A 15209-nucleotide genomic window follows, 5' to 3' on the forward strand; every position below is an offset into this window, starting at 1 on the left:
GCTGATGCGCGGGTCGTGTGCGGTCCGGTGCGTGGATCGTGGTGGTCCGTTGGCGCGGCCGCCTGTTGGCGGGGTCGCCCGTTGACGCGGCGGCCTGTTGGCGCGGCCGCCCGTTGGCACGGCGGCCTGTTGGCGCGGTCGCCCGTGGTCAGACTGCGGCCTTCTTCAGGCGGCGCCGTTCACGTTCCGAAAGGCCGCCCCAGATACCGAACCGCTCATCGTTGGAAAGCGCGTACTCAAGGCATTCGGACCGGACTTCACAGGCGAGACAGACCTTCTTGGCCTCGCGGGTGGATCCGCCCTTCTCGGGGAAGAAGGACTCGGGATCGGTCTGGGCGCACAGTGCGCGCTCCTGCCAGCCGAGTTCCTCGTCCGCGTCCTCGACCAGCAGTTGCTGGAACAGCTCGGTCATGTGCGCCCCTCGTCTGTCTCTCGCGTCCCCGTGATGCAGCCGTTACTGATTGCGGCCGAACGACACGAGTGAAATTACAAGTGTGTAGCTCCGGGGCAGTCAAGCGAAGATCTGCTATTGGCCCCGGTATTCACTCTGCGGAACCAAGGATATGCGGAAAGTGTGCAAATCGCCAAAAACCTGACATATGCCACGGCCCCATCACGCGCCTCCTCTCACCAGGTGAGACGACCGGGATCACCTTCATGTTTCGATTCGATCACCGGAGCGATCAAGATCACAGTCGGATCACAAGACCCCAACGACGTTTGCGGAAACGGCTGATGCGCCACATCTCCGTCGCGATGACTACACAAACCTTTCCCCCTCCCCAGTAACCGGATGAGGTGAAGCATTACCCCCAAATCGGGCATTGGGTTGACAGTGGAGGATCGAGCCGGTCTCCTTGATTGCATGCCAGCGACCGCAGCGATGTACGCCACCCACGTCCGTGGGTTCCGCACCGCTGTCCAGGCCCGCTGTTGCTGTTCCAGCTGTCACAGCTGTTGATGCCGTAGGGCACCGGCTCTGATCCAGCTCCCCTTCGCAGGGCCTCTCGCAAAGCGTCTCCGTAGAGCTTCCTCTCTGCGCTTTTGCGGCTCTCCGGTCTCCGCGACACCCCGTCACATGCACCCCCATGCCGAGGAACCACCGCTTCCATGAACAGCGACAGCGACCTTCAGATCGCCGGCGACATCCTCGAGGTCCAGCACCTCCTCCGGCCGGCCCGCGAGCACCCTTCCACCGTGGCCGAGTTCGTCGGACTCGCCCGCAGCATCGCCGACGACCGCGCACAGTGGGCGTCGCTCGTCCGATACGACACCACCACCCGCTGGTATCACCGGCTGCGCGCCGTTCCCCAAACTCCCGGCTCCGCTCGAGCAGGGGAGGCCCCAGTTGGTTACGAGGTCTGGCTGCTCAGCTGGGTGCCCGGCCAGGGCAGCGGGCGCCACGACCACGGCCCATCCTCCGGCGTACTGACCATCCTGGACGGCCAGTTGACCGAGCACACCGAACGCGGCACGCAAGCACTGGACTCCGGCGCACAGCGCGTCTTCGCGCCCGGCTATGTGCACGAAGTGGTCAACGACTCCCTCGAACCAGCCGTCAGTCTGCACATCTACTACCCGGGGCTGACCGAGATGCCGATGCACTCGGCGCAATGTGCCCCGGCGGCCGTGGATGTCGTACCCGCCTGACAAACTGCTGTACATGCGCATTGTGGTTCTGGCCGGCGGTATCGGTGGTGCTCGTTTTCTGCGTGGCCTCAAGCAGGCCGCGCCCGACGCGGACATCACGGTGATCGGCAACACCGGTGACGACATCCATCTGTTCGGGCTGAAGGTCTGCCCCGACCTCGACACCGTGATGTACACCCTCGGCGGCGGCATCGACGAGGAGCAGGGCTGGGGGCGTACGGACGAGAGCTTCCACGTCAAGGAGGAGCTCGCGGCGTACGGCGTGGGGCCCGAATGGTTCGGGCTCGGCGACCGTGACTTCGCGACGCACATCGTCCGCACGCAGATGCTGGGCGCGGGCTATCCGCTGAGCGCCGTCACCGAGGCGCTCTGCGCCCGCTGGAAGCCGGGGGTCCGGCTGCTGCCGATGTCCGACGACCGGGTCGAGACGCATGTCGCGGTCGACATGGACGGCGAGCGCAGGGCGATCCACTTCCAGGAGTACTGGGTGAAGCTGCGCGCCTCGGTCGAGGCTCAGGCGATCGTGCCGGTCGGCGCCGAGCAGGCCAAGCCGGCACCGGGCGTGCTGGAGGCCATCGCCGAGGCCGATGTCATCATCTTCCCGCCGTCCAACCCCGTCGTCTCGGTCGGGACGATTCTTGCCGTGCCCGGGATCCGGGAGGCGATCGCCGAGGCCGGGGTGCCGGTCATCGGCCTCTCCCCCATCGTCGGGGACGCACCCGTGCGCGGCATGGCGGACAAGGTGCTCGCCGCGGTGGGCGTCGAGTCGACGGCGTCGGCCGTGGCCACGCACTACGGCTCCGGGCTGCTCGACGGGTGGCTCGTCGACACGGTGGACGCCGGGGCGGTCGAGGAGGTGGAGGCCGCGGGCATCCGCTGCCGTTCCGTACCGCTGATGATGACGGATGTCGACGCGACGGCGGAGATGGCCCGGCAGGCGTTGGTGCTGGCCGAGGAGGTACGGGCGTGAGCGCGGAGTCCTCCGGTCCCCATCTTTCTTCCGCTTCTTCGCACGCCTCCGCTTCTTCGCTCACTTCCGCTTCCTCGCTCACTTCCCCTTCTTCCCCGGTGCCGTCCTACCGCGTCTGGGCACTGCCCGGAATACCCGAGGTGCGGGCCGGGGACGACCTGGCGAAGCTGATCGCCGCCACCGAGCCGGGCCTGGTCGACGGCGACGTCCTGCTGGTCACCTCGAAGATCGTCTCCAAGGCGGAGGGCCGGATCGTCGAGGCCACCGACCGGGAAGCGGCGATAGACGCCGAGACGGTACGGGTGGTGGCGCGACGCGGCACGCTGCGGATCGTCGAGACCCAGCAAGGCCTCGTCATGGCGGCGGCCGGGGTCGATGCCTCGAACACCCCTGCCGGAACGGTGCTGTTGCTACCGCAGGACCCGGACAAATCGGCGCGTGTGATCCGGGACGGGCTGCGGGACACGCTCGGTGTCGAGGTCGGGGTCGTCATCACGGACACCTTCGGGCGTCCGTGGCGCAACGGGCTGACCGATGTCGCGATCGGGGCGGCCGGGGTCCTGGTGCTGGACGATCTGCGCGGCGGCACGGATGCGCACGGCAATCCGTTGAGCGCGACCGTGGTCGCCACCGCCGATGAGCTGGCCTCGGCCGGTGATCTGGTCAAGGGCAAAACCTCGGGGCTGCCGGTCGCGGTGGTGCGGGGGCTCGGCCATGTCGTGGACCCGACGGATTCCGCGGGCGGTGCCCGGGCGATGGTGCGGGTCGCGGCCGACGACATGTTCCGGCTCGGTACGTCGGAGGCAATACGGGAAGCGGTGACCCTGCGGCGTACGGTGCGCGAGTTCACCGACGATCCGGTGGACCCGGGGGCGGTGCGGCGGGCTGTGGCCGCGGCGGTGACGGCGCCCGCGCCGCATCACACGACGCCATGGCGGTTCGTCCTGCTGGAGTCCGAGGAGTCGCGGACCCGGCTGCTCGACGCGATGCGGGATGTCTGGATCGCGGATCTGCGCCGAGACGGCAGGAGCGAGGAGTCGGTCGCCAAACGGGTACGGCGGGGCGATGTGCTGCGTCGGGCGCCGTATCTGGTGGTGCCGTGCCTGGTGATGGACGGCTCTCACACATACGGGGACGAGCGGCGGGACACCGCGGAGCGCGAGATGTTCGTGGTCGCCGCGGGGGCCGGCATCCAGAACTTCCTGGTGGCGCTGGCGGGCGAGCGGCTCGGCTCGGCGTGGGTGTCGTCGACGATGTTCTGCCGCGATGTGGTGCGTGAGGTGCTGGAGCTGCCGGAGTCGTGGGATCCGTTGGGGGCTGTGGCGGTGGGGCATGCGGCGGTTGCGCCTGTGGCGCGGGTGGAGCGGGGTGCGGAGGGGTTTGTCGCGGTGCGGTGAGGTGGTGGGGGTGGGGGTGGGGTGCACTCGGGGCTCCGCCCGGACGGGCCGGGGTTGCGGGGCGCGGTGGAGTTACAGGCGGGCGATGTCGCCGCGGGTCATGCGAGGAGCCCGACGGGGTGGGGTGCGGCCCGACAGCAGGATGAGGCGGGTGGCTCGGTGGCGTTGGCCCTCGTAGGGGGCGAGAAGGGCCAGCATTTCCTCGTCGTCGGCGTTTCTGTTGCCTGCCAGAGCGTGGCCGACGATGCCTGGGAGGTGGAGATCGCCGACCGTGACCGCGTCCGCCGCGCCGTTCGACCGCTGGAGGGTCTCGGCCGAGGTCCAGGGGCCGATGCCCGGGATCAGTTCCAGGCGGGCCATGGCCTGCGGGAGTTCCATGGCGGCCGCTTCCTCCAGGCGGCGGGCCACGCGCACCGCGCGCAGGATCGTGGCCGAGCGTTTGACGTCGACGCCTGCGCGGTGCCATTCCCAGGACGGGATCAGCGACCAGGTGCGATTGTCCGGCATGACGTGCAGGCCGAGGGCTGTGAACGCGGTGCGGTCCGCGGGGCCGGGTGCCGGGGTGCCGTGGTTACGGACCAGGTAGCGCCAAGCGCTGTAGGCCTCGTCCGTGGTGACCTTCTGTTCGAGGATCGATGGGATCAGGGACTCCATGACCAGGCCGGTGCGCAACAGGCGCAGGCCGGGGCGGCCGTGCCGGGTCAGGGCAAGCAGCCGGTGGCGCGGACGGAAGGCATCCGGATCGTCCGTCGCGCCGAGCAGCGTCGGCAGCTGGTCCAGCAGCCAGGGTGCGCCCGGCCCCCAGGCCATGGCCTCGATCCGGCCGTCGCGGGCCGTGACACGTAGGGTGCCGGGGCCCGCGGGTGTGCGGCCGGCCCGCCAGACCGCGCCGTCCCGGGTCATCCGGAAGGTGGGGTCGGCGGGGCCGCGGCGCAGCGGTCCGAGGACCAGGCGCAGGTCGAGCGGGCCGGGCGGGGTCCAGTCGCGGGTCAGCGCGTCCGTCGCGGGGGCCGCCGCCTGGTGCGGAACAGTGGCGCGAGGGGCGCTGCTGCGGGGTGCGAATCGTCCTGCCACGGTGAGGTCCTCGGTCGTCGGGGGTGCCTGTCGAGGGTAAGCGCAGCGGCCGATGCCCGGTTATTCGTCCATTCGCCCATTCGTCTACTCGTCGGACGGAAAGCGGACCGCTACTCGTCGGACGAAAAGCGGATCGCCGCGTCCGGCAGGACCGCCCCGCACCAGACGCGGATGCCGTCGCGCAGTTCGTTGTCGGCGCCGACCCGGGCCCCGTCCCCGATGACCGCGTCCTCGATCACCGTACGGCTGCCGATCCTGGCACCGGCTCCGATCAGCGAGTCCGTGATCACGGCTCCCGGTTCGACGACCGCACCGGCCAACACCGCGGAGCCGTCGATCCGGGCTCCTGCGCCGATCAGGGCGCCCTCGCCGATGACCGTACCGCCGGTGAGTTTGGCGTCGGCGGCGACGGAGGCCGTCGGCAGGACGAGCCGGTCACCGCATCGGCCGGGGACGGCCGGAGAGGGGGCCCGGCCCAGGACCAGGTCGGCGGAGCCGCGTACGAAGGCCTGTGGGGTGCCGAGGTCCAGCCAGTACGTGGAGTCGACCATGCCCTGGAGGTGGGCGCCGGAGGCGAGCAGTCCGGGGAAGGTCTCGCGCTCGACGGAGACCGGGCGGCCGGCCGGGATGGTGTCGATGACCGACCGGCGGAAGATGTACGCCCCCGCGTTGATCTGGTCGGTGACGATCTCCTCGGGCGTCTCGGGCTTCTCCAGGAACGCGGTGACCCTGCCGCTGCCGTCCGTCGGTACGAGACCGAAGGCGCGCGGGTCCTCGACCCGGGTGAGATGGAGGGAGACATCCGCTCCGGAGGTGGTGTGCGAGGCGACCAGCGCCTGGATGTCGAGGCCGGTGAGTATGTCGCCGTTGAAGATGAGCACCGGCTCGTCGGGGCCCGCGGTGAGCCGGGACGCGACGTTGCGTATCGCTCCGCCGGTGCCGAGCGGTTCGCGTTCGGTGACGTACTCGATGTGGAGACCGAGCGACGAACCGTCCCCGAAGTACGGTTCGAAGACCTCCGCCAGATAGGACGTCGCGAGCACGATGTGCTCGACCCCGGCGGCCCGGGCACGCGCCAGCTGGTGCGTGAGGAACGGGACTCCCGCTGCCGGGACCATGGGCTTGGGTGTGTGCACTGTGAGCGGGCGCAGCCGGGTTCCCTTGCCGCCGACCAGGAGGATCGCTTCTCTTGCCTCTGTCACAGCACTGACTCTGCTTCCTGGTGGGGCCTGCCCTGGTTTCGGCTGGCCAGTGTATGCAAACCGGTTCAATCGTCCCGGTCAGCAGCCCGCCGCGGTGCGCGGCAGCCTGTCGCGGTGTTCTGGTCAGCGGCCCTGCAGGCGGGCGGAGCTGGTCCGTGCCGAGCCGAGCTTCTTGTAAAGACGTGCCCCCGGACATTCGGTTGCAAAGCCGTCCCGATGGCCGGAGATGACGTTGAGTTTGACCTTCTTGCCCTTCTTGTACTTGTTCCCGCCGCCCGAAACGAGCGTCGTCTTGCCGCGGGGATTGGCGCCGAACAGGCCGAGCTTCCAGGCGGTGAGTTTCGCGATGGCGTTCACCGCGGCAGCGGGCGGGTTCGATCTGGTGAAGGTACCGAGAACCGCGATGCCCATGCTGTTGCTGTTGAAGCCGAGCGTGTGCGCTCCGAGGACGGCCTTCGTCACGCCCCCCGCACGTCCTTCGTAGATGTTTCCGCACTTGTCGACGGCGAAGTTGTAGCCGAAGTCGCGCCAGCCGCTGCTCTTGACGTGATAGCGGTAGATGCCGCGCAGGACCGAGGACGCCTGGGAGCACTTGTAGTTGTTGCCCGTGGCGCTGTGGTGGATGAATGCGGCCTTGACGCTCTTGGTGTACACGAAGGCGCGCTCCCTGAGCTTCTCGTCCGCGCCCCAGCCCTTGCGGGTGATGACGCGCGGCCGGGGTCCGATGTACGGCTGGGCGGCGCCGGGCGCGATTTGGGCCTCCGCCTCTCCGCGGACCTCGGTCTCCGCCTTGCTCAGGGCGGGAAGCACGCTCGCGTCGAACGGCGCGGTGAGGTCGTCCCCGGCGGACTCGGTGTTCCCGGCGTTCCCGGCGTCCCCAGCGGGCTCGGCGGGCTCGGCGGGCTCGGTGTCCCCGACGTCCCCGACGTCCCCAGCGGACTCGGCGGACTCGGCGTTCCCGGCGCCCCCGCTGAACTCGGCGCCCGCTGCGGGGAGCGCCTGCGGGCCCCCGCCGGGGTTGACGAGTTCGAGGCGCAGACCGGTGGGCAGCGGTACGGCGGGGGCCGTCCGGTCCTGCGGGTCGGGGGTCTCCGGGCGTACGCGGACCGCGACGCCGTCCGAGTCGCCGACCCAAAGCGGGGCGGTGGAGCCACGGACGGCGCCGGATTCGCGCTCGGCGGTGCCGGGGTCGGCGGCGTGCTCGGCGTTGTGCGTCTCCAGGTCCTGCCAGTCCGACCAGCGGGTGGCGCCGGTGGCGCGGGTGCGTACCTGGACGGCGCCGTGGAGTTCGGTGTTCACGTCGTCCCAGACGACGCCGACCAGGGAGAAGGGGCGGACCTCGCGTTCGGACAGTCCCTGTTCGACGGGCGCTGTGGGTTCGCCGGTGGTCCGGCCGGGCGGTGCCGTCAAGGGCGGGATCGGCAGGGACTGCGTCGAACCCGGCACGTCGGAGGGCTCGGCGGACTCGGCGGGGGCGGTGGGGGTGCCGGGGGCGGCGCCCGCGGGCACGGCCGACGACAGTATGAGAACCGCCGCACAGGTGACACCGATCGAGGAAGCGATGATGGGACGCATACGAATGATCCTGGGCACATTCTGACAACTCCGGCTACCGGGGTATCTCCACACAATTGACGAGCCATCTGCCGAACCGGTGTACCCGGCGCCTGTTGACCCCACCGGGCCCGGCGCCGCCGCGTACCCTTGCGCGGATGAACGCCACCGACCGCACCCCCGCCGACCTGCTGCGTTCCGCTCTCGCCGCGGACCCGGCCCGCCCCTTGGTCACTTTCTACGACGACGCCACCGGAGAACGCGTCGAACTGTCGGTGGCCACCTTCGCCAATTGGGTGGCCAAGACCGCCAACCTTCTCCAGGGCGACCTCGCCGCGGAACCCGGCGACCGGCTCGCCGTTCTGCTGCCCGCGCACTGGCAGTCCGCGGTCTGGCTGCTCGCCTGTTCCTCGGTCGGCGTGATCGCCGATGTGCAGGGCGACCCGTCCTCCGCCGACCTCGTCGTCAGCGGCCCGGACACGCTGGAGGCCGCGCGCGCCTGCCGCGGCGAGCGGGTCGCCCTGGCGCTGCGCCCGCTGGGCGGCAGGTTCCCGCAGGCACCCGAGGGCTTCGCGGACTACGCGGTCGAGGTGCCGAGCCAGGGCGACCGGTTCACCCCGTTCGCCCCCGTGGACCCGGACGCTCCCGCGTTGGCGGTGGGCGGTGTCGAGCTGACTTCGGCGCAGCTGGTGGCGCGGGCCCGCGAGGATGCGGCGGGCCTCGGCCTGGCCACCGGATCGCGGCTGCTGACGGGACGTACGTACAACACCTGGGAGGGCCTGAGCGCCGGGCTGTTCGCGCCACTGGCCGCCGGGGCGTCCGTGGTCCTGTGCCGGCACCTGGGACAGTTGGGCGAGGACGGTCTGGCGAAGCGCGTCGAGAGTGAACGGGTCACCAACACCGCGGTATGACAAGCGCCCTGACGCCACTCGTCCGGCCCATACCGGGTCGAGTCCTCAAGGCTGCGCATCAACTCCGGTACATCATCGGCGGTACAGACCACTCGGGACACAACCAAGCGTGAGGTTCAGCCGTCTACTCCTGCGACCGGCGGCCCAGCACGCCGCCGAACGCGAAGGATGGACGCAGACGTGAGCGAAAGCGCCGGCCCGCCGGGCGACCGCGACGACTCCGACGAATCGACTGCGGGCGAGGGCACGTCGCAGTCCGGGGACAACTCGGGCACCGCCCCGGAGTCCCCCGCCGAACGCAGGCGCCACCTTCTGCGCTGGACCGCGCTCGGCGCCTCGTTCGTCGTCCTGGTCGCGGCGGGCGGCGGCTGGTGGCTGTACCGGAAGCTCGACGGCAACATCAAGACCGACACCTCGGCGGTCGCCGAACTCAAGGCGTACGAGCGGGAGCGGCCCGCCTCCGTGGTGCACGACGCGGAGAACATCCTGCTCATCGGCTCCGACAGCCGGGCCGGTGACAACCGCAAGTACGGTCAGGACGACGGCGGCAGACAGCGCTCGGACACCACGATCCTGCTGCACCTCGCCGCAAACCGGAAGAGCGCCACCGCGATGTCCTTGCCACGCGATCTAATGGTGCAGATCCCGGTCTGCCACAAAGCGGACGGTACGGCCACCAAGAAACAATTCGCCCAATTCAACTGGGCCTTCGAGTTCGGCAACACCGCCTGCACGATCCGTACGGTCGAGAAGATGACCGGTATCCGGATCGACCACCATATGGTCGTCGACTTCAACGGCTTCAAGGACATGGTCGACGCGGTGCACGGTGTCGAGGTCTGCCTCAAGGAGCCGATCAACGACACCGACGCCCATCTGAAGCTTCCCGCCGGACGCCAGAAGCTCAACGGCGAGGAGGCATTGGGTTTCGTACGGGCCCGCAAGTCCATCGGCAACGGCAGCGACACCGAACGGATGGACCGCCAGCAACAGTTCCTGGGCGCGCTGGTGAACAAGGTGCAGAGCAACGGCGTACTGCTCAATCCGACCCGCCTCTACCCGGTGCTGGACGCGGCCACCAAAGCGCTGACCACGGACCCGGGCCTGGACACCCTCAAGGACCTGTACGAGCTGGTGCGCAGCATGCGCAACGTACCGACCGACAAGGTGCAGTTCCTGACAGTGCCCCGGCAGCCGTACGCCGCCAACCCGAACCGGGACGAACTCGTCCAGCCCGATGCGGAAAGGCTTTTCAAGCGGCTGCGTGAGGACACTCCGGTCGCCGTGGTCCCGGCGGACCGGCTCAAGGATGACAACGAGAAGAACAACGGGAAAAACAATGCGGCGGCCGACACCCCAGGCATCGCGGGCCCGAGTCCCACACCGACCTATTCGGGCAACAACGCGGCGGCCAACCTGTGCAAGCGGTAAAGCAATTCCCAAGCGTAGGCCGGTGATCGGCGTGGAATGAGCAGAATGACCAGTTGTAAGGACCGTGGAATTTGTCACGCTCGTCGCTCGACGCCGAACCGGGCCGATAGTGTGACGCGATCCGGTGCTTTCGGCCGCCAGGCCGCGCACTTATGGAGCGAAAGATCGAGCGCCTGATCGGGGGAGGCGCCTCGCGTGGCACCGACGGAGGACTCAAGCAACCGTGGATGCGCAAAGCCGTGGGCGGGCGGATGGATTCGACCCCGCAGACCAGTGGGTTCTCAACCCGCACACCGGCGATTACGAACTGCGACTGAATCATTCCGGAGGGGATTCAGGCAGCTCTTCCCAGGCGTCCGGCCCGCGAGTCCCCCGGCGCAGAGAACCGGTCCGCGACGGCGGCGGCAGCGAGCGCGGAGACACGAATCGCGACAGCGGCAGCGAGCGCGGAGACACGAATCGCGACAGCGGCAGCGAGCGCGGAGACACGAATCGCGACAGCGGTGGCGAGCGCCAGGGCCCGGCCCGTGACGGGCGCAGGTCCGCTCCGCGCCGCGAGGTGCCGGGGCAGCGCAGCCGCCGTTCGGCCAACGGCCCGCGCGGCCAAGAGGGTTCCGGCCGCGGCGAGACGCCCGGCCGCCGCAGCCGCAAGGCCCCCAAGGCCCCCAAGGCGCGCCGCAAGAAGGCGCTGCTGTGGACGGGCGGCGTGATGGCCTTCGTACTGGTCGGCCTGTCGGTGGGCGGCTACGCGCTCTACCAGCACTTCAACGGCAACCTGAACACCGTCGACATCGGCGACGCCGGCAGCAAGAACGTCGTCAACGCCGACGCCCCGATCAACATCCTGATCATCGGTACCGACAAGCGCACCGGCAAGGGCAACGAGGGATACGGCGACAAGGGCAGCACCGGCCACGCCGACACCAACATCCTCTTCCATGTCTCCGAGGACCGCACCAACGCGACGGCGCTCAGCATCCCCCGCGACATGATCACCGACATCCCGGACTGCACCGCCAAGCAGCCGGACGGCTCGGAGAAGGTCATTCCGGGGACACAGAACGTCCGCTTCAACGAAAGCCTCGGCCAGGAGGGCCGCCACCCGGGCTGCACCATGAAAACGGTCGAGGAGGTCACCGGCCTGAAGCCCGACCACTTCATGATGGTCGACTTCAACGCGGTGAAGGAGCTGTCCACCGCGATCGGCGGCGTCAAGGTCTGTCTGGACAAGCCGGTCAAGGACCCGGACTCGCATCTGGACCTGCCGGAAGGTGAGCACCGGATCCAGGGCGAGGACGCCCTGGCGTTCGTACGGACCCGGCACAGCTTCGGCAACGAGAGCGACCTGGACCGGATCAAGGTCCAGCAGCAGTTCCTCGCCTCGATGATCCGGCAGATGCAGTCGAGCGACACCCTGACCAGCCCGACCAAGATGTACGACCTGGCGAACGCGGCGACCAAGGCGCTCACCGTGGACCCCGGCATCGGCTCGGGGACGAAGCTGGTGTCGCTGGCCCAGGAACTCGGCAAGGTCGACCCCAAGAACATCACCTTCACGACGGTGCCGGTCCTCGACAACCCGGCCGAGACGGTCAAGGCCACCGTCGTACCGGACAAGGCCAAGGCCGACCCGCTGTTCGCCATGATGCGCGACGACATCTCGCTGACCGAGGTGGAGGCGCAGAAGAAGGCCAAGAAGAGCAAGCAGGACGCGCTCCTCAAGGGCCCCAAGGCCGACGCGGCCGACGTACGTGTCGATGTCTTCAACGGCGGCAAGATCCCCGGTGCCGCGCAGACGACCGTCGCCTGGCTGCAGAACGAGCAGGGCGTGCTCAAGTCCACGAACAAGGCCAACGCCCCGGCGAAGATCGACAAGACGACGCTGGAGTACGCGCCGAACCAGGCGGACCAGGCCCGCGCCCTGGCCGCCATGATGGGCCTGCCCGCCTCCGCCATGAAGAAGGGCACCGCGGACGCCGAGGGTCTCGAGGCGATGGTGCTGACACTCGGCGCCGACTTCGAGGGCGCGGGCATTCCTATCACCGCACCGGCGAAGGCGCCGGAAGGTATTCAGCAGGCAAACGCCGACAAGGCAGTGTGCGCCAAGTGACACCGGGTCACTGCGCCATACCACGAGTCTGAGCAACAGGGGGGTCCTGATGGGACGGAGCAGTACGCCCGGGGAGGGCACGCGACCACGCGTCCGGCACGCCGGCCAACTCGGCTGGGACGACGGGCTCTACGAGGACGCGCCCAAGGAGGGGCCGGACTCCGGCGCCGACGGCCGACAGGCAGCCCCGGCGGCCAGCGGCCATCGGCGCAGCAGCCCGAAGCAGCACGGCAAGAAGGGCAAGCGCCGGGCGCTGCGCTGGGGCGCTGCGGTTTTCGCGCTGCTCATAGTCGGCGGCGCAGGCGCCGGATACCTCTATTACGAGCACCTCAACAGCAACATCAAGAAGGCCGACCTGACACTCGGCGACAAGAAGATGGTCGACCACAAGGCCAATGCCGCCGGTCAGACCCCGCTGAACATCCTGCTCATCGGCTCGGACGCGCGGAACACCAAGGCGAATCAGAAGCTCGGTGGGGCCAAGGACACCTTCGGAGCGCCGCCCCTGGCCGATGTGCAGATGCTGGTCCATCTCTCCGCCGACCGCAGCAACATGTCGGTGATCAGCATGCCGCGCGACACCCTGCTGAAGATCCCGAAGTGCACCGACCCGAAGACGAAGCGCGTCTACCCCGCGAGCACGGGCCTGGATCAGACCAACGAGACGCTCGGCCGCGGCGGTCCCGGATGCACCGTGGCCACCTGGTACGAGCTCACCGGCATCACCATCGACCACTTCATGATGATCGACTTTGCCGGTGTGGTCTCGATGGCCGACGCGATCGGCGGCGTCCCGGTCTGCGTCAAGGGCAACGTCTACTCCCACACGAGCGACGGCAAGGGCTCCGGGCTGAAGCTGGAGGAAGGCACCACGCCCATCAAGGGCAAGCAGGCCCTCCAGTGGCTGCGGACCCGCTACGGCTTCGAGAACGGCACCGACCTCGGCCGTACGCACGCCCAGCACATGTACATGAACTCGATGGTCCGTGAGCTGCGCAAGGGCACCAAGCTCACCGACCCGGGCAAGCTGACGGGCCTCGCCAATGCGGCGACCAAGGCGCTGACGGTCGACAAGGGCCTCAACACGGTCAAGAAGCTGTACGACCTCGCGGAGGAGCTCAAGAAGGCACCCACCGGGCGCATCACGATGACGACGATGCCGAACGTCCTCGGAACGGGCGTGAACGAGGGCCGGGTGCTCCCCATCGCCGAAGCCGATCAGCTGTTCCAGATGGTCCGCGACGACGTCCCGCTCGACGGCAAGGCATCCAAGCGCAAGGCCCCGGCCACCAAGGAACCCACGTCGCCCGTCGCCGAGATCCCGGTGAGCGTCCGCAACGGAACCCGCACCGAATCCGATTACCCGGTCAAGGGCCGGGCCTCGGCAGTCAAGGAGCTGCTGGCCGGGAAGGGCTTCACCCAGGCCACGGTCGACGCGCAGAACACCGACGCGACGGCTCGGACCGGGGTGCTCTTCCCCAGCGTGGACATGGAGGGCGATGCCCAGGCCGTCGCCAAGGCGCTCGGTATCCCGCTGTCAGCGGTGAAGAAGTCGACGGCCGTCTCGGGCATCACCCTGACCGTGGGGGCCGACTGGCGCGAGAGCGGCAACTATCCCGCGTCCAGCACCAAGGAGAAGACCCCGGAGAGCGCGCGCGCCCTGAACGGCAACGACGACAAGGCCTGCATGGACATCCAGCCGGGCTTCGGCTGGTAACTCCGGACCGGGCACCACGCACGGTGTCGGGCCTTCCGGACCGGGCACCACGCACGGTGTCGGGGCCCTCCGGACACGTCGGAGGGCCCCCACACCGTGTCGTCGGCACCTACACGGTGACGGCCGGGCGCCGGCTGGCGATGACCTTCTTCGCCAGCGAGCGCGGGCTGGTCAGGAAGCCGTACCCCCACGACATGTGCATGGTCGCGAGGGCCACCGGGATCTGTGCCCGCGCCTTCAGCGACAGGCCCTTGCCCGCCGGGACGGACCCGGCCACGATCGCCGCGGCATACCCGGCGGGGACGACGAACGCCCACGGGGTGACGGCCGCACCGATCACGATGCCCGCCGCGATCGCGCAGACGGCGGTGGGCGGCGCAAGGTAGCGCAGATTGATCGAGCCGGAGTGGTAGCGGGCGACGACGTGCCGCCAGCGGCCATAGTCCTTGTACTGCTTGGCGAGCGCCCTGACGGAGGGCCTCGGCCGGTACTGCACCTTCAGCTCCGGCGAGAACCAGATCAGGCCGCCCGCCTCGCGGATGCGGAAGTTCAGCTCCCAGTCCTGGGCGCGGATGAACTCCACGTTGTAGCCGTCCGCCTTCTCCAGGGCCTCGCGGCGGAAGACACCGAGATACACGGTCTCCGCCGGGCCCGCCTGGCCGCCGGTGTGGAAGGCCGCGTTGCCGACGCCGATCTTCGACGTCATGGCCGCGGCCACGGCGTCCTCCCAGGCGTTCTCGCCCTCGGCGTGCATGATGCCGCCGACGTTCTGCGCACCGGTCTCCTCCAGCAGACGGACGGCCGTCGCGATGTAGTTCGGCGAGAGCATGCCGTGGCCGTCGACCCGCACGACTACGGGGTGGCGGGAAGCCTTGATCGCGGCGTTGAGGGCGGCGGGGGTGCGGCCGGTCGGGTTCGGGACGGTGTGGACCCGGGGGTCCTCGCGTACCAGCTCCGCGGCGATCTCGTCCGTACGGTCCGTGGAGGGGCCCAGCGCGATCACCACTTCCATCTCACCCGCGTACTCCTGCTCCAGGATGTGCCGGACGGAGTTCCTGAGATGGCGTTCCTCATCGAGCACCGGCATGATCACGGAGACGGCGGGGGGCTGCGCGGCAGACATGGTGGTCCTCGGGTGGTCCTCGGGGGCGCCGGGGGTTCGCGCCCCACCAGGCGGCATATTCGGCCGCCAC

The 15209-nt window shown here is 69.2% G+C and carries 12 protein-coding genes; 7 read left to right on the plus strand and 5 right to left on the minus strand.

Translation table 11 applies throughout. From position 1 onward, the window contains the following. Window positions 1-148: 148 nt before the first annotated feature. Window positions 149-412, minus strand: coding sequence for a WhiB family transcriptional regulator (locus ACZ3IC_RS12775; protein ID WP_030927001.1), 264 nt, complete (start codon window positions 410-412; stop codon window positions 149-151). A 698-nt stretch (window positions 413-1110) separates the two neighbouring features. Between ACZ3IC_RS12775 and ACZ3IC_RS12780 the strand changes: the two genes are divergently transcribed. The 3 genes from ACZ3IC_RS12780 to ACZ3IC_RS12790 all read left to right on the plus strand — a co-directional run bounded on the left by ACZ3IC_RS12780 (window position 1111) and on the right by ACZ3IC_RS12790 (window position 4017). Then, the gene (locus tag ACZ3IC_RS12780; protein WP_467415471.1) at window positions 1111-1650 is read left to right on the plus strand and encodes a cysteine dioxygenase; all 540 of its coding nucleotides are present in this window, start codon (window positions 1111-1113) and stop codon (window positions 1648-1650) included. A 13-nt stretch (window positions 1651-1663) separates the two neighbouring features. Continuing rightward, window positions 1664-2620, plus strand: coding sequence for a 2-phospho-L-lactate transferase (gene cofD / locus ACZ3IC_RS12785; protein ID WP_467415474.1), 957 nt, complete (start codon window positions 1664-1666; stop codon window positions 2618-2620). A 98-nt stretch (window positions 2621-2718) separates the two neighbouring features. Then, window positions 2719-4017 carry a coenzyme F420-0:L-glutamate ligase gene (locus tag ACZ3IC_RS12790; protein ID WP_467415476.1) on the plus strand — a complete coding sequence of 433 codons (1299 nt, stop codon included), beginning with the start codon at window positions 2719-2721 and terminating at the stop codon, window positions 4015-4017. A 72-nt stretch (window positions 4018-4089) separates the two neighbouring features. Here ACZ3IC_RS12790 and ACZ3IC_RS12795 read toward each other — a convergent pair whose 3' ends face one another. The 3 genes from ACZ3IC_RS12795 to ACZ3IC_RS12805 all read right to left on the minus strand — a co-directional run bounded on the left by ACZ3IC_RS12795 (window position 4090) and on the right by ACZ3IC_RS12805 (window position 7868). Then, window positions 4090-5091, minus strand: a complete 1002-nt coding sequence (locus ACZ3IC_RS12795; RefSeq protein WP_467415479.1) for a DNA-3-methyladenine glycosylase family protein — start codon at window positions 5089-5091, stop codon at window positions 4090-4092. A 110-nt stretch (window positions 5092-5201) separates the two neighbouring features. Then, window positions 5202-6293: a mannose-1-phosphate guanylyltransferase gene (gene manB / locus ACZ3IC_RS12800; protein ID WP_467415480.1), complete on the minus strand. Its 1092-nt coding sequence runs from the start codon at window positions 6291-6293 to the stop codon at window positions 5202-5204. 123 nt (window positions 6294-6416) lie between these two features. Beyond that, window positions 6417-7868, minus strand: a complete 1452-nt coding sequence (locus ACZ3IC_RS12805; RefSeq protein ID WP_467415483.1) for a peptidoglycan recognition protein family protein — start codon at window positions 7866-7868, stop codon at window positions 6417-6419. A 137-nt stretch (window positions 7869-8005) separates the two neighbouring features. On the opposite strand from ACZ3IC_RS12805, the gene ACZ3IC_RS12810 reads away from it, so the two are divergent. From ACZ3IC_RS12810 to ACZ3IC_RS12825, 4 genes are all read left to right on the plus strand, one after another. Further along, complete coding sequence (locus tag ACZ3IC_RS12810) at window positions 8006-8758, plus strand: TIGR03089 family protein (RefSeq protein WP_467415485.1); 753 nt, start codon at window positions 8006-8008, stop codon at window positions 8756-8758. 57 nt (window positions 8759-8815) lie between these two features. Beyond that, on the plus strand, window positions 8816-10189 hold the full coding sequence (locus ACZ3IC_RS12815) for an LCP family protein (RefSeq protein ID WP_467416071.1): 1374 nt from the start codon (window positions 8816-8818) through the stop codon (window positions 10187-10189). 223 nt (window positions 10190-10412) lie between these two features. Beyond that, a complete protein-coding gene (locus tag ACZ3IC_RS12820) occupies window positions 10413-12299 on the plus strand; it encodes an LCP family protein (RefSeq protein ID WP_467415488.1) in 1887 nt (628 codons plus the stop codon). 49 nt (window positions 12300-12348) lie between these two features. Beyond that, the gene (locus tag ACZ3IC_RS12825) at window positions 12349-14016 is read left to right on the plus strand and encodes an LCP family protein (RefSeq protein ID WP_467415489.1); all 1668 of its coding nucleotides are present in this window, start codon (window positions 12349-12351) and stop codon (window positions 14014-14016) included. 109 nt (window positions 14017-14125) lie between these two features. Here the strand turns inward: ACZ3IC_RS12825 and ACZ3IC_RS12830 are convergent, their stop codons facing one another. Then, complete coding sequence (locus ACZ3IC_RS12830; protein ID WP_467415490.1) at window positions 14126-15139, minus strand: glycosyltransferase family 2 protein; 1014 nt, start codon at window positions 15137-15139, stop codon at window positions 14126-14128. Window positions 15140-15209 lie beyond the last annotated feature (70 nt).

It is taken from the genome of Streptomyces sp. NPDC002958 (assembly GCF_055563255.1).

What these genes read in the sequence shown, in the direction of transcription:
- ACZ3IC_RS12775 (WP_030927001.1), bottom strand. Translation starts at nt 412, where the DNA reads ATGACCGAGCTGTTCCAGCAACTGCTGGTCGAGGACGCGGACGAGGAA.
- ACZ3IC_RS12780 (WP_467415471.1), top strand. Translation starts at nt 1,111, where the DNA reads ATGAACAGCGACAGCGACCTTCAGATCGCCGGCGACATCCTCGAGGTC.
- cofD (WP_467415474.1), top strand. Translation starts at nt 1,664, where the DNA reads ATGCGCATTGTGGTTCTGGCCGGCGGTATCGGTGGTGCTCGTTTTCTG.
- ACZ3IC_RS12805 (WP_467415483.1), bottom strand. Translation starts at nt 7,868, where the DNA reads ATGCGTCCCATCATCGCTTCCTCGATCGGTGTCACCTGTGCGGCGGTT.
- ACZ3IC_RS12810 (WP_467415485.1), top strand. Translation starts at nt 8,006, where the DNA reads ATGAACGCCACCGACCGCACCCCCGCCGACCTGCTGCGTTCCGCTCTC.
- ACZ3IC_RS12825 (WP_467415489.1), top strand. Translation starts at nt 12,349, where the DNA reads ATGGGACGGAGCAGTACGCCCGGGGAGGGCACGCGACCACGCGTCCGG.
- ACZ3IC_RS12830 (WP_467415490.1), bottom strand. Translation starts at nt 15,139, where the DNA reads ATGTCTGCCGCGCAGCCCCCCGCCGTCTCCGTGATCATGCCGGTGCTC.